Consider the following 19844-nt stretch of genomic DNA (forward strand, 5'->3'; position numbering starts at 1 on the left):
GAATAAAATCTTTGAATAAAAAGTGATTAATTTAGAGTCCATTAGTAATCGGTACATACATTCCCTTATTGGAGGTGCATCATGAAATATCATTCTTCTTTGCTAGAAGATTGGATTAAGAATTTTTACTACAGTTTGGATATATACCATCCACATCAGCTTGATTTTTTAGATATTGCTGCAAGGCTAGGTATGGTTGTTACTTTTAAAAATATTACAAGTTGTTATTTCGAGCAAGATATTATCATAGATGAACGATTAACGTCTCAGGAACAGTGGCAAGAATTTGCTCACGAGCTTTGCCATATTTTAAGACATGAAGGAAATCAAATCTATATGCCTAAACAGTTTTTAGAGTTACAGGAAAATCAGGCAAATTATTTTGCTTATCATTTTTGCATTCCTACTTTCATGCTTTTAAAACTGGATATGCCAAACCATCGTAATCAAGAAATTTATTATTTAGCTAATACTTTTAATGTCACAAATGAATTTGCTGCACAAAGATTTGATCGATATCAAAATCAAATTTACACTTCTCAATTAATTGCTGAGAATTCAAAAATGTATACGTATTAATACTGTAGACAGTGATTACCGACAAACAATAAAGGATGTGAATCGTTATTGCTTATTATCAAAAAGTCCCTGCTAAAAATAAACAGGGCTACAAATGGAAGTGTACTGAAGAAGGTCCCCGCAATCCCGCTACTGGTAAAAGAACTCAAATTACACGACGTGCAGATACCAAAAAAGAAGCTGCTTTTAAGGTAGAGGAAGCCCTTAAAGACATTAAAATAAATAACGGACAGGCTTATAACAAAGATATCCTTTTTAAAGATTACTTGCCTGATTGGTTAATCACTTATAAAAAAAACGCAGTGAAAGAAAATACATATAAGCTTCATGAGCGAAATGTCCAAAAGAAAATCATTCCGTTAATTGGTCATATGAAAATTAAAGATCTAACCCCAACACATTATCAAAAAATCATTAATAAACTCGCTGATAAAGAAAATAGTAAAAGAACAGTAGAAATAATCCACACCACTCTTTCTAACGCAATGAATAAAGCCGTTTCTCTTGAAATGTTATCTAAAAACCCTTGTTCTGGAGTTACTATCCCTAATAAGACAATAAACCAAATAAAAGAAGATGATGATTTAGAATATCTAAGCAAAGATGAAGTGATTAGATTTTTAGATGTCGCTCTAAAAGAAAATTGGAGCTATTTTATTTTATTTAAAACACTAATCGATACTGGCTTAAGAAAGGGTGAAGCTCTAGCTCTCCAGGTACTGGATTTAGATTTCACTGATAATAAAATTAAAATCTACAAAACATTAAATTATGATGTTTTGGATATAGATAAAATGTTCGGTCCACCTAAAACTGAAACATCTTATAGAAAAGTTTTAATAGATGACACCCTGGCTGTTTTGATATCGCGTCATGTCATAAAGCAAAAGGAAATCAAATTAAAATTGGCAAATAGGTATCATAGAGAAACAAATCTTGTTTTCGAACGCGGGAATGGCCTCCCTATTCAAAATCCACCTTACACAGGGCCTTTATTCGCATATGTAGAAAAGCAGGAATTACAAAACATATAACCATTCACGGTTTACGTCATACCCACGCTGTTTTACTTCTTGAATCCGGGGCAAGTTTAAAAGATGTGCAAGAACGCTTAGGACATAAATCAATTCAAACAACAGCAGATGTCTACGCTCACATGTCAAAGGAACTCGAAGAAAAAAGTGTAGTTGGATATTCAAAATACATGGATTATGAACAATTAAATATGAAATAGTATGAAATGTGGTCAAAATGTGGTCAATCATCTAATTTCCTCTCATATCATCAAAATAAAAAAAAGCCTTGGCAACTGAGAAACTCAGTAATGCCAAGGCTTTTAAACTATTAATAAGTAGACATATATTGTTCGCGTTCCCATGGGTGAACTTGTGTGCGGAACATATCCCACTCAATTTCTTTTGCTTCGATGAAGTGTTCAAGCAAGTGATCACCAAGAGCTTCTTTGATGATTTCATTGGATTTTAATGTTTCCAATGCAGCATATAAAGTAGCTGGTAGATCTACGATTCCTACTTCTTCACGTTCTTCTTTATTCATTACATAAATGTTACGGTCAACTGGAGCTGGAGGAGTTAGGTTGTTTTTGATACCGTCAAGACCAGCTTTCAATATTACAGCAAGTGCCAAGTATGGATTGGCTGCTGGATCGACACTACGTACCTCAACACGAGTACTAACACCGCGTGAAGCTGGGATACGAATTAATGGGCTACGGTTTTTAGCAGACCAAGCAACATAACAAGGAGCTTCGTAACCAGGCACTAGACGTTTGTATGAGTTAACAGTTGGGTTTGTTACCGCTGTGAAGCTAGGAGCATGCTTAATGATACCTGCGATAAATTGCTCTGCTGTTTTACTTAGTTCTAATTTTCCTTCTGTATCGTAAAAGGCATTTTGGCTTCCTTTGAATAAAGAAACGTTACAGTGCATACCTGATCCATTAACACCGAACAATGGTTTAGGCATGAATGTTGCGTGTAAACCATGTTTACGAGCAATCGTTTTAACAACCAATTTGAAAGTTTGGATGTTATCACATGCTGAAATTGCATCTGCATATTTAAAGTCAATTTCGTGTTGTCCTGGAGCTACTTCATGGTGGGATGCTTCAATTTCAAATCCCATTTCTTCAAGTTCAAGAACGATATCGCGACGGCAGTTTTCTCCTAGGTCAGTAGGTGCAAGGTCAAAGTATCCGCCTTTATCATTCAATTCTAGAGTTGGCTCTCCAGCTGCATCTAGTTTGAATAAGAAGAATTCTGGTTCAGGTCCAAGATTAAAATCAGTGAAGCCCATTTCTCTTGCTTCAGCAAGGACACGTTTTAAGTTAGTACGAGGGTCTCCATCAAAAGGAGCTCCATCTGTATTATAAATATCACAAATTAGACGAGCAACTTTACCTTTTTCAGAAGTCCAAGGGAAGATAACCCATGTATTTAAATCAGGATATAGGTACATATCAGATTCTTCGATACGTACGAAGCCTTCAATAGAAGATCCGTCAAACATCATTTTGTTATCAAGAGCTTTTTCTAATTGACTAACTGGGATTTCAACGTTTTTAATCGTTCCTAAAATGTCAGTAAACTGTAAACGGATGTACTTAACATTTTCTTCTTTTGCTAAACGAGTGATGTCTTCACGTGTGAACTTTGCCAATTTTAATTCCCCCTAAATAATAATTCATAAATCATATTTTTCATTGGAAAAAACGGGACATATCCCCTTGTCGAAGAGATGTTCGATGCTTACTGCCTTGTAAAAGCTCAGTACGTAGAAGCTTACGAAGCTCCTCGTCACTAAGGTCCTGTCTTATCTTTTCCGCTTGTTCTAAATCTTGAGTCTTAGGTAAGTTCTGTTCCTTTACAGTGAAAATTTTTTTTATGCCGGCCAGATTGACTCCTTGTTCGATTAAATCTTTAATCTCAAGTAGTCGATCAATATCGTTTAAAGAAAAAACCCGACGATTTCCATCTGTTCTCATAGGAGTAATTAGTTGATGCTCTTCGTAGTATCGAATTTGACGCGCAGACAATTCAGTTAGCTGCATCACAATTCCGATGGAAAAAAGAGGCATCGAACGCCGAATGTTGTTGCCACTCATTCTTAGCATCCTCCTTTTTTTATCTGATATAATCATATTACATGTTATTAAACTTGTCAAGATGATGTTACATTTTATGACGTGATATTTTTAGAAAAGCAAAATGATTTGTAACTTATCAAATATTATGACTATTATTTTTTCTGTGAATCCAGTTAAACTGGATTCTGAGACGAAAACTGAAAAAATTCAGCTAGTATTCTTATTACAATTGGATCAGTTTTTTATCCATTAAAGAATTCACAGCAGTCAACACGGCGATTTTAACATGAGCATATGTTAATCCACCTTGAACATAGGCAACATAAGGAGCTCTTGTCGGACCATCTGCTGTCAGTTCAATGCTTGCTCCCTGAATAAAGGTTCCTGCTGCCATGATCACATCGTCTTCATAGCCAGGCATATATGCAGGATATGGTGTCACATGCGAATTGATTGGTGATGCATATTGAATGGCCTGACAAAAGGCAACCATTTTATCCCGGTCATCAAATTGGACAGATTGAATTAAATCGGTGCGTTTCGCATCCCATCTAGGATACGTATTCATACCGATTTTTTCTAAAAAGGCAGCAGTGAACATGGCACCTTTAACGGCTTGTCCAACGACGTGGGGCGCAAGAAAGAATCCTTGATACATTTCCTGCAAACTATAAAGCGAGGCACCAGCTTCCGCACCAATTCCTGGTGATGTTAAACGATAAGAGCAAGCTTCGACCAATTCTTTTTTACCGACAATGTATCCACCTGTCTTTACTATTCCGCCACCTGGGTTTTTAATGAGAGAACCAGCCATTAAATCTGCCCCTACATGACACGGCTCTTGAGTTTCAACAAACTCCCCATAACAATTATCTACGAACACGACGATTTCAGGGTTTATCTCTTTAACGAAAGAAATCATCTCTTTAATTTCATCAATCGTAAAGGAAGGACGTGTAGCATACCCTTTTGAGCGTTGGATTCCGATCATTTTCGTATTCGGTTGAATTGCCTGTTTAACGGCTTCAAAATCAACTGTTCCATATCCCGATAACGGAACAGACTTATAACTAATTTGAAAATCACGCAAAGATCCGATACCCGAGCCTCGGATACCAACAATCTCTTCCAATGTATCATATGGCTTTCCAGTTATGTACAGCAATTCATCCCCTGGACGTAATATGCCGAACAGAGCAGTTGAAATCGCATGTGTACCCGAAATTATTTGTGAACGCACCAATCCCGCTTCTGCACCAAAGACATCGGCATAAATCAATTCAAGAGTGTCGCGGCCGATATCATCATATCCGTACCCTGTCGTAGGGATGAAATGAGAATCACTCACTCGATGTGCTTGATAACTTTGTAACACACGAAATTGATTTTCTTCAATTCGTTCATCAACTTGTTTATGTAACGGAGAAATCATTGCTTCTACTTCCTGGGCAATGTTTTTTAACACTTCTCCATGTGTTAACTGCTGATACATCTAAATTCCCCTTTATAATGAATATTTCTCTAGCTGGCCGGTTAATGGATGATCAGCTAGACAAAAACCTTTGCATTCATATCTTTCCGATCCTTCATTAAAGGAGAGAGTGCGCAATATGGTTTCATTTTTCAGCTGTGATAATAGTTTACCCTCACTTGAAGGGAGGAAAACATTATACGGGATCATTTCATCAATCACATACTTTTCAATTTCTTCCATGATTTGATTCAGGTCTGAATGATCATAGGCACTTATTAATAATGAAGCATTACTAGATGACCTTACAAAGTCAGTGTGAATCCTATCTTTCTTATTATACAACGTTAGCTGTGGAATGGAAGGGACTTCTAAGTCATTTAGCAAATCGTGTACCGTTTTCTCGTGATTAAAGTAATCCGAACTTGAGGAGTCGACAACGTGGAGCAATAAATCAGCTTCCTTCACTTCTTCGAGTGTCGAGCGAAATGCTGCGATTAAAGAAGTCGGCAAATCTTGTATAAAGCCAACAGTATCCGTCAGTAGCACGGTAAATCCGCTAGGAAGAATGGCTTTTCGAGTCATCGGATCAAGTGTAGCAAACAACTGGTTCTCCTCGAAAGAATCTGCCTCAGTTAAACGGTTGAACAGCGTTGATTTACCCGCATTCGTGTATCCGACCAGGGCAATTTGAAAGGTTTTATTTCGTTTCCTTCTGTCGCGATACCGTTCACGATGCTTAACTATCCCGCTTAATTGTTGTTTGATTTCATCAATTTTCCCACGAATGTGGCGGCGGTCGCTTTCTAACTTCGTTTCTCCAGGTCCTCTTGTACCGATTCCGCCTCCAAGCCTGGACATTGCCGTACCCTGCCCCACCAAACGCGGCAATAAATATTGAAGCTGAGCCAGTTCAACCTGCAGCTTCCCTTCTCTTGAGCGCGCTCGCTGAGCAAAAATATCTAAAATAAGCTGTGTCCGATCTATGATCCTTGCTTGCAAATGTTTAGAAAGATTACGAATCTGACTTGGAGATAATTCATCATTAAAGATAAATAGATCCGGCTCCAACTCTTCTTCTAAATTCTGAAGTTCCTCCACTTTTCCTTTACCTATATATGTAGACGGATCAACCCTTTCCCTTTTCTGAGTGATTGTCATTAGCACCTCGCCATTCGCCGTCTTCGCTAACGAAGCCAGCTCATCCAACGAATATTCAAAACGCTCGTCAGCCTCTGTTGTTTGGCATCCTATTAATACAGCCGTTTCCTTCATTGATTCATCCAAATCGGCACCACCTTTATGAAAGATTTCAGTTAATCATAACAAAAAAAATTAAACTTATAAAACTTTCGTAAAAACAAAGATTTTAACCATTTTAAATTATTCGATAACATGCTAAAATCAAATTTGACTTTAACATCAAATTGAAAAGACATAGAGGGAAAAACATATGACATGGGAAGTATTAAGCCTCATAGGTACAATTGCATTTGCCATAAGCGGGACCATTATTGCCATGGAAGAAGAGTATGATATTTTAGGAGTCTATATTTTAGGAATCGTAACCGCTTTTGGTGGAGGAGCAATCCGAAATTTATTGATTGGTGTACCTGTATCAACATTATGGGATCAAAGTTTCTATTTTATCATTGCATTAGTATCTATCACCATCGTTTTTGTTTTTCCTACCATTCTATCAAAGCATTGGGACAGATGGGGGAACTTAAGTGATGCGATTGGTCTTTCTGCCTTTGCTATACAAGGGGCCATGTATGCGGTTGATCTGAATCATCCCATAAGCGCCATTATTGTTTCAGCTGCGTTAACAGGATGCGGCGGCGGGGTAGTCCGTGACGTGCTGGCCGGAAGAAAACCATTAGTCTTTAGAAAAGAAATCTACGCAGTCTGGGCCATCATTGCAGGCTTAGCGTTAGGCAGCGGAGTCTTATCTCAGTCATGGCAGCTATATACGCTCTTTACCGCTATCACTTTATTGCGCGTCCTTTCCTACACATATAATTGGCACCTTCCTAATAAAAAATGGGTACCAAAAACATAAATCTGAAAGCCCGCCATTTTTGGTGGGCTTTCGTATGTCATTCTTTCTCATCATCCTCAAAAATTAAATCCTGGCTGGTTAAAGTGAGTAAATCGACTTTTTCAAACGAATCTTCTATTAATAGCCGCATTGCCTGCGCCCTAATCGACTTTTCAAGAACATTTCGGATATAGCGGCCGTTAGAAAACGATATAGGTCCACGAAACGAACGTAATATGATTAAATGATCTTTTAATTTTCTCTCAGCATCCCTGTTCATAATATATTCACGTTCCTGAAGCATTCGATCAGATATTTCCATCAACTGATCAATCGTATAATCTGGAAAATCTACAACAAGCGGGAACCTGGAATGAAGGCCAGGATTTAGACTGAGAAAATAATCCATTTCTCGTGAGTATCCTGCAAGAATTAAAATGAATTCGTGTTGTCGGTCCTCCATATGTTTCACGAGCGTATCTATGGCTTCTTTGCCAAAGTCCTTTTCGCCTCCTCTCCCCAAGGAATAGGCCTCATCAATAAATAATATCCCGCCAATGGCCTTTTTAATTAAATCACGCGTTTTTTGGGCCGTATGACCAATATATTCTCCGACCAAATCTGCCCTCTCCGCTTCAATTAAATGCCCCTTCGAGAGTACATTCATTTTTTGAAACAACTTTCCAATTAAACGTGCAACAGTGGTCTTCCCTGTTCCAGGATTTCCTTTAAACATCATATGGAGCGCTTGACGACCAGTCTTCAGCCCTCTTGTTTCCCGCTGCTTATTGATGTAGATCCAGGCATATATTTCTTTTATCATCCGTTTCATTTCTTCCATGCCAACTAGCGCTTTTAATTCATCTTCAATTTCCTTTAATGCTACATGCTGGTGGGGAATTTCTTGCACTAAAATTTCTTTTTCTTTTATCGGCAGATCCTTTTGTAGCGCTTTTCTATTTTCCGCATTAAACACAATGTTGATTTGCCCGTTATTTTTCATACGGATCGGTTGTTCCAATGCATTCACCTCTCCATCTTGGACCCCTGACGCCACAATTTTCATTCGATTTATGATGGCCATATGCCGTAGTAATGAGCACAGCCTTTAAACTAAACCAATCGGGAAATTCCCTTATTACTCTTCATGATTTCCTAAGCTTTTAGAATAATTAGCTAATTCCCTCTTCAAACGGCGACTTAATTAAACAGGATTCTCACCTCTAGAATATAAATACGACAATTTTATCTCCATTTCATCAATTCTTTTTTTGAAAATGTCATTTCCTGCGCTTTCCCGGAAAATAATCCGTCCCTTAATATATATTCAAAACGTGTGCGTAAAATAATCGAATCCTTGAAAAAGATACAAGAGTAGGCTCAAAAAAAAAAAACAGGTCGCTATAAGCGAAGCCTGTCTTTTTGATCCATTTATATGATTATTCCTTCACTTCGTAATCAATTTGGACATTACGTTGTGGAGCGAATGTAGAAATCGCATGTTTATAGACTAATTGCTGCTTGCCCTCTGATTCAAATAAAACAGTAAAATTATCGAACCCTTTAACCTGTCCTCTAATTTGGAAACCGTTTAATAAAAATACCGTTACATACGTACCATCTTTTCGTAATTGATTAAGAAACTGATCTTGAATATTTACTGATTGTTTCATGTATTAGTCCTCCTCTTTTCTCTCTAAATTTATGTATTCGCCTTTATTGAAAAGCTTTCCTGCTATAAACCCAGATATTTCATGTATTTTTTTTGAAAAATCTTCTAGATTGGTCATATCAAACCAAATTACATCCATTTTATTCCGGAACCAAGTCAATTGCCTTTTAGCATATCGGCGAGAATTTTGCTTTAAAGCCTCTATTGCTTCCTCTAATGATGCTCTTTCATCAATAAAATCATAGATCTCTTTATAGCCAATAGCCTGTATTGATTGGCAATCCCTCAAACCTTGATCATAAAATGACTGAACCTCTTGAATCAGCCCTTCTTCTATCATCCCGTCGACGCGCTGATCAATACGCTGGTATAATTTTTCCCGATCCATTGTCAAACCAATGATGCACGTATCATATTTCATTTCTGTCGGCTGTTCATCCAACTGCTCACTCATCGTTTTTCCTGTACAATGAAAAATCTCAAGTGCTCTGATTACCCTTCTTACATTATTAGGATGAATACGTTTTGCACTTTCTGGGTCAACACTCCGTAATTGTTCAAAAACAGGATCGATTCCTAATTCCTTAACTTGTTTTTCCAACATACCCCTGTAACTGGGATCAGATGGCGCTTCTGAAAATTGATAATCATAAATGACCGATTGTATGTATAGACCTGTACCACCGACGATAATAGGGAGTTTTCCTCTGTTTTGGATATCCTCGATACATGCATTAGCACGCTCCTGGAACTCAGCCGCGCTAAATGGTTCATCCGGTTCCTTAATATCAAGCAAATAATGAGGAATTCCCTCTGTTTCTTCTCTCTTGATTTTCGCAGTCCCTATATCCATCCCTTTATAAACCTGCATGGAATCTCCACTGATAATTTCACCATTAAATTGTTTAGCCAACTCAATGCTCATTTTCGTCTTACCAACAGCAGTCGGTCCGATGATAACGAGAAGTTTTCTTTTTTGTTGTTTCAACATTCTCACTGCCTTATATGATTTTTCCCTATCTTATCATAATCTCGGGGAAAGCAGCCAAACATCTATCCATTATGTCCAAAAGCTATTAGTTTATTCACATCTTCTATCGAAACCACCCTGAATAATATTCACTAAAACAAGGTGATTAATATTTTTTTAAGTGATGCTACTTTTTTCATTAAAAGGTTTATTTAGACGATAAAGGTGCTTTTCTCTCTGAAGAAAAGATGACTACGCACCCTAAAAGGAGTCGAGAAAAATGATTTATGAAGAAACATACCATTATCTATTACGTAATGTATCCTCTACTGAATTCGATACTTGCTTATATTCGCTATTACATATCGACTGGGAGGGTGTTGTTCAGCGTTCTTTACATCAAATGGCTCCAGGAATAGGCACAACAAAAAATATTTATATCAAACACTTAAAAAACTTTCGAACAATCAACATAAGGTTTTCATTCCCGTTGAAAGTAATGGTGAAAAGAAATAGATATTCAGACTTGCTTGACCGGCCATCTTGACTTCAAAGTAAAACAGACCTCTATTGTAAAAAATATAGTTTCTTCTATAGTAGTGTGTTTCGTAATTTACCAATCCATTCGAAAAGGTTACTGATGATGCCCGCTTATCGGATGTCTGTATTTTTCATAAGTAATCTTTCGTAAGGCCAGTCGTATCAAGGCTCCTAGCAACATAGTTATTAAAGGTACTAAAAGAAGGTTCTGAATAAATGGGATACTTAAAATTATTATGAATAAGGGAATGAAACTTGAGAGATTAAATAAGAGACAAACCATATTATTAACCACCTAAATCTGTATGTAATGCATTCTATAATAAAAAAAGAAAAATAGACCGTATCAAACCGGTCTATTTACTTTCCTATCATTAAATTCTCTATTACAAAAGGAACTAGCTCATTCTTCCATATACAGGTATCATCATCGTAACGGTGGTTCCTGTCTCATTAGACTTTACGGTAATGTCACCATCATACCTGTTAACTAAGTCTTTTACGATAAACAGGCCTTGTCCTCTAACCTCCCCCTTTTGTGCCTTTTTGGTAGAAAAGCCGCTGACAAAAATATTTTCCCGATCTATAGTAGAAATCATAGGTCCGGTATTGGTAACCTCAAACGTATACTTTTCTTCGTTGGCTTTACAGATTATATTCATTCGGCGTTCTTGCTCAGGTAATTCAGTCGTTGCCTCAATAGCATTGTCGATTACATTCGATAACATTTTAATCAAGTCAATTGTTTTGACCATGTTGAAAGAATTAGGAGAAACATCAAGTGTAATATCGATGTTATAATTCTGGGCTGAGAGCTTTTTCGTCTCTAAAAGTACAGATAAGCCAGGATGATTCACATCCAATTTCATCGATTCAATCGATCGCACTTCTTTTGAGAGACCGGTTAAATAATCTAATGCTTTACCATTTTCACCAAGCTTGAGAAGTCCATGTATAACTTGAATATGATTTGAAAAATCATGTCTTAATGAGCGGACAGAAGCGATAAGTGATTGAAATTCTGATTGATACGTATCCTCAGTATCCCCCACTTCCCGTTTCAATTCTTTTTGATACCATTTTTGAATCACAAAAAAGGTAACTAACAGCATAATAACAAAGCCCCCATTATAAACGAGGATGGCAATACTGCTTTTTAATACCTTTCCGTTAATGGTATTAATATCCTCTGCGCCCACATCAATACCTAAAAAACCAATAATGGCGCCTTCATGATCTTTTATTGGCACCCCTACAGTCAAATATTCGCCATATGCTGGATCCTTCAGTATTCCAGTAATAAAGCTTTTTCCTTCATAGGCTTGTTTGACCTGCTTTTTAGGAACCGTGCACACCCCTCCAATAGGAAATTCCTTTTTAGAATCTTTAGAAAACCCGGTAATCATAGCTCTCGATTCTTTCGGATTATCCACCATCAGAGTATATACATACAAAGCCCCAATTTTTTCACGTGCATCCTCTAAGTAGGTTTCTATATCCGTATATTCTTGGCTCTTTACTGGGTTATTGAGGAAACGTTTATACGCCTCTATATCCATTGAGTCAGCAATAGACTTAGCAGCTACCAAGTTTTGATTCGCAACAGATTTCTGAACAGAATTTTTAATACTTAAATAAGTAGAAAACATGTTTAGAAGAATAAATAGTATTAATAAAATAATGGTCAAATAAAGAAATGCCCTTAACTTTTTATTTTTCATAGCATTAAATTTACCTCATCTCTAGCAGTTAAAAGTTAACGAACCCATTCTGAGTTTACTATATAAAGGGACAAAGAAATAGAGAAAAATCAAATCACCTCTATAATAGCAGGCTTATAAGACTATATTTAATCAAATAATTACCAGATAATTCACTTCGTTCTTTTGAATTTTTCTCAACTTGCTATGATCCTGAAACTCTTTACATTTCAAACTACTTTAAATCCAATTTTTATAAACTAAAAAAACCATTCCACTTCCTTATATTTTACAAATAAACTAATAAAATCCAACATCTAACTATACGTTCCCCCACCTAAACTATGTTATTAACATTCAAAAAAGCCAATAATATTCTATTGCCTCTTGAAATAAATAATTTTACCCTTTATATGAAAATATTTCAAGAATGAAAAGGTTTTATGAGTACAATACATACCAATTTTCACATTATTTCATTCACCTTTTAGTAACATATTATCTAGCTAAACCAAAAAACAGTCTGTTTCACTCTTGCTGGCACTATTGAACTACTTATAGATTTTGAAAAAATCAAATTGAATTTGGCCTGTTCCTTAAGAATGAGGATAGAAACATTTGAAAGGGAACACCAAAGGTTCCCACTCATAGTCGTAGCTCACACCAGAAAAAACCTCTGGATTCAATATCTTAATATCAAACAAGAAGGAATCAGAGAATAAGCGTCTGATTCCTTCTTAATTGGCACCTTATTCTATTTAATCGTACTAATAACTGCCCGCTCATACATTATCTTTGTTACTTGGTAATATAGTAGCTGAAGAAGAAAATAGGTTCCGATAACTATAGCCGAATAGCCGAGCAAATTAGAGCCCAATAAATTACTTAATGCGATGAAAGCAACGATCGCATGAATCATCCCAATTACAAAAGGAACAAAAAATAGAATGCGTATCTCAGCACTTAGGATTTTGCGGATTTCTTTTCCTGTTAACCCCATTCGATGCAGAGCATTAATTTGGATTTTTTTATCTTCCAAATTCGTAAACACACGAAGATACATCATGCTTCCTTGGACGATAAAGAATAATAAACTGACAAACAGGCCGATAAATAGAGTTAACATACTTCCCTGCCTCACTTTCTCATAAATCGGTGCTCTTGTTTGCACTTTATTCTGTTCAGGGTTAATAGCTATTTTTTCGATTTTCTCAGATGCTTCTAATGCATCCTCCCAATCTTTAACTTCGTACCCGCGCACCCTTACCTTTTGTTTTAGAGGCACATTATCAGTAATATCAGTATACAACTTATCATCGACAACCATCAGAGTAGTTGCTAATCCGATTGGGGCTATTACGGTTTGATTCCGCTGCCCTAACATAGTTACCTGTATGATATTTTTTCCATAATGAAGTTCCTTTTGATCACCTCGTTGTACGAATTGAGAATCTAGTGTTGCATAAGGAAAAATAAATAATGCTTCATCTCCCGACAACTCGACAGGGTCTAGCTTTCGAAATGCTGCGACTTTGTTATAGTCTCTTTCCGAGATTAATAATGACTGATTTTCACTAGGTTCTCCTGTACCTATTTGGGGAATCATAGTTGTAACCGGCACACCTGTCACATTGACTTTGTAGGGTACCTTAAATCCATCTTTCTTTAAGGTTTTCTCTACTTCTGAAGGCTCAATAACGGAATAAACAGAAGCATCATTTTCTATCCAGCCGATTGCTTGTGGAATGTTATCCATCCCCTGCTTCTTTAAATCTGCAGTGAACATAAAAAGCGTTCCAGCTGCTGTCAAAATGACAGCAGTAATAATCGAAGTCAAAAAGAATAATCTCGAATAATTCTTAATATCAAAAATAAGGTTAGTTTGAGTAATTAAATTCGTCCCATTATATAAGCTTTTCTTCTTCCTATACAGCCTTCTGCACATAGCAACAATACTTTGGCTGAATAAAAAATAAGTACCAATCAGCACGAAAAATAAAATCGGCAATACTCGTAGTAATGAATTGTTTAGTGTCATAGTAGCTGCCAAATAATAAGAAATACTTAAACAAATTACGGATAATGCAATTAACCACTTGGATACGAATGGCATCTTTTTTGGTTTTTGTTTATCTTTTAGTAAATCGACTACCTCTAAATTTTCGATTTGTAACAAAGATAGGAGTGATAATAACTGAAATAATAAAAAGAAACCAACAATCGTATAAACAAAAGCTTTAGGGACCAAGACAAATGCTAATGGTTCATCGACCGCTAATAAAGACGAAACAATCATTAGGAACAACTTTGAGAATAAAAATCCCAAACCTACCCCAATCGCAATCGATACAAGAGACACAATCGTTTGCTCCATATAAATTAGTCTTCTAAGTTGAGATTTAGACATTCCAAATAGTGTGAGCAAACCAAACTCTTTTTTTCGCGGCTGTATAAAAGCTGTATTAGAATAAGAGATAAAGAAAACGGAAAAAACAATGATTACTATTTCAGCCGCAATAAGCGCAACACGCACAATCTGCCCACCACTAATATTTGCATTGACTATGTCAGGATGAAAGATAAAGGATGCATAGATAAAAAAGATTGAAACGGAAAAGACAATGCTGAAAAAATAGGCAAGATAACGTTGGGTATTTCCTTGGATATTTCTCTTAGCGAGATGTCGAAGGTTCATGATAGCCACCTCCCAGTACACTCAACGTATCTAAAATCCGTTGATAGAAGCTCTGTCTTACCCCTCCATTGTGAACCTCAGAAAAGAACTTACCATCTTTAATAAATAGAATCCGATCACAAAAACTAGCAGCAGTTGGGTCATGGGTGACCATTAGTATGGATGCCCCTTTTTCCTTCTGAAGCGTTGTGAAGGTATCCATCACCTGCTTGGCAGATTTGGAATCTAAATTACCTGTCGGTTCGTCCGCTAAAATAATGGATGGTTCGTGAATCATTGCTCTTGCACATGAGGTTCGTTGCTGTTGACCTCCAGAAATTTCAAAAGTCCGTTTATCTAAAATTCCCTCTATACTAAGAAGATGTGCCAACTGATTTACTCGATCTTCCATTTCTTGCTGTTTATAATGATCTAACGCTAAAGGAAGAAGAATATTTTCACGAACTGTGAGTGTATCAAGAAGGTTAAAATCCTGAAAAACAAAACCAATTTCCCTCCTGCGAAACAAAGCAAGATCACGGTTTTTCAATTCATTAGGGTTTTTTTCATTTAAAATGACTTTCCCAGAAGTGGGCCTATCAATGGTTGCCATTAGGTTCAGCAAAGTTGTTTTTCCGCTCCCGGATGGTCCCATCACCCCAACAAACTCCCCTTTTTGAACATCCATGGTAAAGTTGTCTAACGCTTTATGAAATAAATTTCCTTGCTTTTGAAAATAGGTTTTGGATAGTTGCTCTGTTTTTAATATCGCCATCTATATGACCTCCTCTTTCTAAAGTAAAGTATAAAGAATAAAGCAGGAGGCTCACATCGATGTTTATTACATAACCGCCTAACAACCTTACAATTTTGTCATCTTTCATGTAAGGTATTTGTGTTAAAGAGAAATTGCACTGTAGATCCCTCAGAAACAGTCGATTGAATGCTAACCCTATGTCCAAGCCTGTTAACGATTTCCTTTACTAAGTATAATCCCATTCCCGTCGACTCTTGTTGTGTTCGTCCATTTTCTCCTGTAAAAAATGGATCAAACACTCGTTTTAAGTCATGAGGGGCAATTCCTATGCCTTGATCCGTAATGCAAAGGACAATATCACGACCTTTTTCTGTAATGCTGAACGTAATAGTATCCCCCACTCCCTGCCTTGAATACTTCAATGCATTAAAGACAACTTGACTGATGGAAAAGTGGAGCCACTTACGATCTGAATGCACTTGAAAATTCTCATTCTCAGTTTCAAGCTTGGGATAAATGGTCCGTTGAATGAACTGTTTTTTTTCCTCGTTAATTACTTGCTTGACTAGATTTATTAAATCAATCGGCTCGGCCTTTACATCCTCAGAAAAACGCTGCAGCCTTGCTCCGTGTAAAATAATTTCCAGCCCCCTGCGAAAACGGTCATTTTCCTCTCCAAGCTCTTTAAGAAAACCCTTCATCGACTCATCCGAAAATGTCCTTTTCCCTTCTTGAATTAGTAAAGAAATGACTGAAACAGGCGTCTTCATTTGATGAACCCATTGGTGAATCAAAAGCTCATATTGTTCCTTCATTTTTATTTGTTCTTGTAATTGCGTAATAGTAGCCTGGTTCATTTGGTGAAAAAGCTCAATCCATGTTTTTTGTTCCTTTGTCACAGGATTCATAAAGATTTCGACAAATTCAAAAGTCAAACTCGGTTCTTGCTTCATCCTTACTAACTGATTAAGAAAACGGTAATGCCTTATGTAATCAATCGCTAAAAATAGTAACAGCATAAAAATGAAGAGAACAATCATATAGAAGATATTAGATATCGATATCTGATTTCCCGCTTCTAGAATGACTAATACATATGTAAGAATAAGCAAACATCCTAATAGAATGGTATAAAATATAAAATAAAGACGGTCTTTTATAAAGGAAAGTAGATTCACTTATCTTCACCTTGCATTACCTTGAGCCGATACCCTTTTCCTCTGCTGGTTTGTATGGCATGTTTGACGCCAATGTCTTCGAGTTTTCTCCGTACCCTTGTGACATTGACTGTCAAAGTATTATCATCAACAAATGAATCATCATTCCATAAGGCTTCAAGTAAATCTTCACGAGAAACAATGGTGTCGTACTGTCGAATTAAACAATTCAATAAACGAAACTCATTTTGGGTTAATATCGCCTGATTTTGCTGGTATTCAATCATCGCCTTTTCCGTATAAAGGGTTAATCCATCCATTTCTTTTACCTGTTGATGGAGTGATGATGTTCCCGCATACTCGCCATATGCCCGTCGAAGAGCACTCTTTATTTTCGCTAGTACGACTTCCAAATGGAATGGTTTTGTAATATAATCATCACCACCATGTTCAATTGCCATGACTTGGTTCATTTCATCAGTCCTTGCTGAGATAAATAAAATGGGAACTTTTGAAATCGTCCTCATTTGGCGGCACCAATGGAAGCCATCAAAAAAAGGTAGATTAATATCCATTAAAACCAAATCAGGCTTCATCTCTTTAAACTCGACAAAGACATGGTCTAATCTCTTAGCTTCAGAAACTTCATACCCGTATCTTTTTAAATAATTGATTAAAATTGCAGCTATTTTGACATCGTCTTCAACCAAAAAGATTTTATACATCTTTTCCTCCTCTAACGAATAGTTTGCAATACCAAATTTTACAAGTTGCGAAATTAATATACCTATTCGAAAATGCATCTCTTGTTTATGTAATAATTTCCCTTCTACTCAGAAATCATATCAATCTGTGCTTTCTTTGTAAATTCACAATAAAAAACCTTGAAAGGTCAGAGCCAATCAAGGGGATTCAAATAAAATTAGATTTCCTCTGGGATCTTCAGTCCCTCAATGAAAGATTTAAAACTTTCTGCAACCTTATATATATTTTCATCCTGGCTTGATGGATCCGAATACCAACCCTGATCCCAGAAATAAACTCCTTTTTCCTCTTCGTTATATATAAGCAAAATTTTACCAGCATACGTGTCATTACCTATGATTATACAATTCTTATGTAAGTCTTTTTTATTCTCCTCATGCCATTTCTGTAAATCAAGCTCTTTTTCCTCAAGATCCAATCCATATAATACATTTAAACAAACGAGGGTGTCTAACGCATCCACAAAAAACTTGCAGTTTTGTACAGTAGTGGTACCACCATTATATTCAAGGAGAAATTGTTTATAATCCCCAGGGATTTCAAAACCCACATATTTTTCAAAGTTATTTACTGCATCTTGCGAGCCTTTTCCGTATCCAGTAATATTTACCATTCTATCAACTCCATTTCAATTTTATGTGTAGCAACATACTATTAATATATTACTCTTCACTACATGCTAATCCTGATTCTTCAAGAAATATTCACTTCGAAATTTCAAATTAGGGGCTATTTTTGAGGTTTTTTAACAATATAGGTATCTTACCTATTACCTTTCAGCCAAAATTCAGTCTTTTTGCTAAAATAAATAGCCAAGTTGATTATTCTTTACGATGATAATTCACGGAATAAGTCCTGGCGACCATTAAAGCTTTGACAACGCCCCCTAGCTCTTCTCTCGATGAGACCCTTGAAAAATACTTTTTTTAAATATATTAACATAATTTTACTAATTTTTTCAGTATTTTCTGATATTTTTTTATTACAATTCTATGTCAACTTAAGAACAAACGTTGTTAAAAAAGGATTTCTCCCCGCTTAGAGCGAATATAAATTTTGAAAAAATGTGTAGAAGAAGGTCTTAAAACTAGAACATAAAACAAAAGATTTAGTCTATATAGCTAGAATGAAAGAAGCAAAAACACAGGTATTGGTTTTCAACATTCAAGTTCTGTATCCTATCCAAAATGCCAATAATCACCACACCCCTATTAAAAGGTTGAATGTGACGATTTTATGGCGTGGCGACCCCCATTCTTAAACTCATGCTCCCGATAACTGAATAAACACCTTTGATTCTCAAATATGAAATTAATTAAATATTAGCTAATCTAATATGCATTTATTAAAACTGTTAATTGAATATATACCTTACAATAGCCATAAGAACTATTCCAGCTATTACTGTAACTGATAAACTCTTCGTCCATAAGGCTATAATTAGAGTTGGTACAATAACAGTAAGTACACTCCAATCAATTGATATTAGAGATTCATCTTCAATGATAATGCTGTCAACGACAAGTGCTGTAAGAATGCAAATAGGGATAAATGAAAGCCATTTAGTTATGGGCATTGGAAGAGTAATATTTCTTACAACCAAAAATGGAATAATTCTTGGAATAAGGGTTACAATTGCACATCCCAAAATTACAAGAATAATGGTTAAGTTAAAACTCATTTGTCTCTCATCACCCCGATTGTTGCAACAATAATAGTCGCTAAAATAATAGCTATATGAGAAGGAACAAACATACATAGAAGGAACATTGTTATTACAACATACAGGACTAGAGATATGTAAAGCTTAAGTTTGCCTTCTTTAATGCTTTGTAATTGTAAAACAAGTAATGTCAAAAACATTGCTGTTAAAGCAAAGTCTAATCCTAATATTTCTGGATTAGAAATCCATTTACCAAAGATCGCTCCTAAAACGCAGGATATGATCCAGGATATATAGGCTGTTATGTTTAATCCATTCATCCATTGATCATTAATCTTTTCACCTTTAATAATTTTGTTAATGGCAACACCAAATGATTCATCTGTAACAAGTGCTCCAATACCAATATTTTTCATTAAAGAATATTTAGTAAAGTGAGGAGCTAGGGTCATACTTAATAAAAAATTTCGTAAATTCACAATAAAAGTCGTTAATATAATGACTGAAATTGGACTTCCTGACACTAATAATGCACAAATGATAAACTGAGATGCACCTGCATAAACTAATGTTGATAATAAAGCAATTTCTAAAATACTCAGATTTGAAGATACTCCAACAATTCCTGCTGCAATTCCAATACTGATGTATCCTATTAAGGTTGGAATGCAATCTTTTACCCCTTGATGAAATGTAAGAATGTTTTCGTCCATATCAATTACTTTTAACACTTCATTAATACCTCCTTG

The 19844-nt window shown here is 36.0% G+C and carries 19 protein-coding genes; 4 read left to right on the forward strand and 15 right to left on the reverse strand.

Translation table 11 applies throughout. The features are described from left to right. The first annotated feature begins 81 nt into the window (after positions 1-81). The 3 genes from JFU24_RS06995 to JFU24_RS31275 all read left to right on the forward strand — a co-directional run bounded on the left by JFU24_RS06995 (position 82) and on the right by JFU24_RS31275 (position 1813). Positions 82-579: an ImmA/IrrE family metallo-endopeptidase gene (locus tag JFU24_RS06995; protein WP_201249791.1), complete on the forward strand. Its 498-nt coding sequence runs from the start codon at positions 82-84 to the stop codon at positions 577-579. A 266-nt stretch (positions 580-845) separates the two neighbouring features. Next, positions 846-1613, forward strand: a complete 768-nt coding sequence (locus JFU24_RS07000; RefSeq protein ID WP_201249792.1) for a tyrosine-type recombinase/integrase — start codon at positions 846-848, stop codon at positions 1611-1613. Beyond that, positions 1574-1813 carry a tyrosine-type recombinase/integrase gene (locus JFU24_RS31275; protein ID WP_446728300.1) on the forward strand — a complete coding sequence of 80 codons (240 nt, stop codon included), beginning with the start codon at positions 1574-1576 and terminating at the stop codon, positions 1811-1813. Before JFU24_RS07000 ends, JFU24_RS31275 begins: the two co-directional genes overlap by 40 nt. A 110-nt stretch (positions 1814-1923) precedes the next feature. Here the strand turns inward: JFU24_RS31275 and glnA are convergent, their stop codons facing one another. From glnA to hflX, 4 genes are all read right to left on the reverse strand, one after another. After that, positions 1924-3258 carry a type I glutamate--ammonia ligase gene (glnA, locus tag JFU24_RS07010; RefSeq protein WP_053345435.1) on the reverse strand — a complete coding sequence of 445 codons (1335 nt, stop codon included), beginning with the start codon at positions 3256-3258 and terminating at the stop codon, positions 1924-1926. 40 nt (positions 3259-3298) lie between these two features. Continuing rightward, complete coding sequence (locus tag JFU24_RS07015) at positions 3299-3703, reverse strand: MerR family transcriptional regulator (protein WP_201181339.1); 405 nt, start codon at positions 3701-3703, stop codon at positions 3299-3301. A gap of 205 nt (positions 3704-3908) precedes the next feature. Beyond that, on the reverse strand, positions 3909-5177 hold the full coding sequence (locus JFU24_RS07020; RefSeq protein ID WP_201249793.1) for a methionine gamma-lyase family protein: 1269 nt from the start codon (positions 5175-5177) through the stop codon (positions 3909-3911). Positions 5178-5189: 12 nt separating this feature from the next. Next, positions 5190-6431, reverse strand: a complete 1242-nt coding sequence (gene hflX / locus JFU24_RS07025) for a GTPase HflX (protein WP_201183364.1) — start codon at positions 6429-6431, stop codon at positions 5190-5192. A 178-nt stretch (positions 6432-6609) separates the two neighbouring features. Here hflX and JFU24_RS07030 point away from each other — a divergent pair, with 178 nt between their 5' ends. Further along, entirely contained in the window at positions 6610-7218 is a 609-nt protein-coding gene (locus JFU24_RS07030; protein WP_201181342.1) for a trimeric intracellular cation channel family protein, read from the forward strand. 37 nt (positions 7219-7255) lie between these two features. Here JFU24_RS07030 and spoVK read toward each other — a convergent pair whose 3' ends face one another. The 11 genes from spoVK to JFU24_RS07085 all read right to left on the reverse strand — a co-directional run bounded on the left by spoVK (position 7256) and on the right by JFU24_RS07085 (position 19808). Next, positions 7256-8218 (reverse strand): stage V sporulation protein K, encoded by a 963-nt coding sequence (gene spoVK / locus JFU24_RS07035; protein WP_053348021.1) that lies wholly within the window; start codon positions 8216-8218, stop codon positions 7256-7258. Between the two features lie 418 nt (positions 8219-8636). Further along, positions 8637-8870 carry an RNA chaperone Hfq gene (hfq, locus tag JFU24_RS07040; protein ID WP_034313436.1) on the reverse strand — a complete coding sequence of 78 codons (234 nt, stop codon included), beginning with the start codon at positions 8868-8870 and terminating at the stop codon, positions 8637-8639. Positions 8871-8873: 3 nt separating this feature from the next. Then, entirely contained in the window at positions 8874-9860 is a 987-nt protein-coding gene (gene miaA, locus JFU24_RS07045; RefSeq protein WP_201181343.1) for a tRNA (adenosine(37)-N6)-dimethylallyltransferase MiaA, read from the reverse strand. A gap of 917 nt (positions 9861-10777) precedes the next feature. Next, positions 10778-12100, reverse strand: coding sequence for an ATP-binding protein (locus JFU24_RS07050; protein ID WP_201249794.1), 1323 nt, complete (start codon positions 12098-12100; stop codon positions 10778-10780). A gap of 733 nt (positions 12101-12833) precedes the next feature. Beyond that, complete coding sequence (locus tag JFU24_RS07055) at positions 12834-14774, reverse strand: FtsX-like permease family protein (protein ID WP_201249795.1); 1941 nt, start codon at positions 14772-14774, stop codon at positions 12834-12836. Further along, entirely contained in the window at positions 14752-15528 is a 777-nt protein-coding gene (locus JFU24_RS07060) for an ABC transporter ATP-binding protein (RefSeq protein ID WP_053345427.1), read from the reverse strand. Before JFU24_RS07060 ends, JFU24_RS07055 begins: the two co-directional genes overlap by 23 nt. Positions 15529-15626: 98 nt before the next feature. Beyond that, complete coding sequence (locus tag JFU24_RS31025; RefSeq protein ID WP_201249796.1) at positions 15627-16688, reverse strand: ATP-binding protein; 1062 nt, start codon at positions 16686-16688, stop codon at positions 15627-15629. Beyond that, positions 16685-17392, reverse strand: coding sequence for a response regulator transcription factor (locus JFU24_RS07070; RefSeq protein ID WP_201181348.1), 708 nt, complete (start codon positions 17390-17392; stop codon positions 16685-16687). The genes JFU24_RS31025 and JFU24_RS07070 overlap by 4 nt, the downstream gene beginning before the upstream one ends. A 197-nt stretch (positions 17393-17589) precedes the next feature. After that, a complete protein-coding gene (locus JFU24_RS07075) occupies positions 17590-18045 on the reverse strand; it encodes an SMI1/KNR4 family protein (protein ID WP_201249797.1) in 456 nt (151 codons plus the stop codon). Between the two features lie 741 nt (positions 18046-18786). Next, a complete protein-coding gene (locus JFU24_RS07080) occupies positions 18787-19113 on the reverse strand; it encodes an AzlD domain-containing protein (protein ID WP_201181351.1) in 327 nt (108 codons plus the stop codon). Next, complete coding sequence (locus JFU24_RS07085) at positions 19110-19808, reverse strand: AzlC family ABC transporter permease (protein WP_201183366.1); 699 nt, start codon at positions 19806-19808, stop codon at positions 19110-19112. Before JFU24_RS07085 ends, JFU24_RS07080 begins: the two co-directional genes overlap by 4 nt. Positions 19809-19844 lie beyond the last annotated feature (36 nt).

Source organism: Peribacillus sp. TH27, from assembly GCF_016650915.1.
In the GTDB taxonomy this organism is placed as follows: Bacteria; Bacillota; Bacilli; order Bacillales; family DSM-1321; genus Peribacillus; species Peribacillus butanolivorans.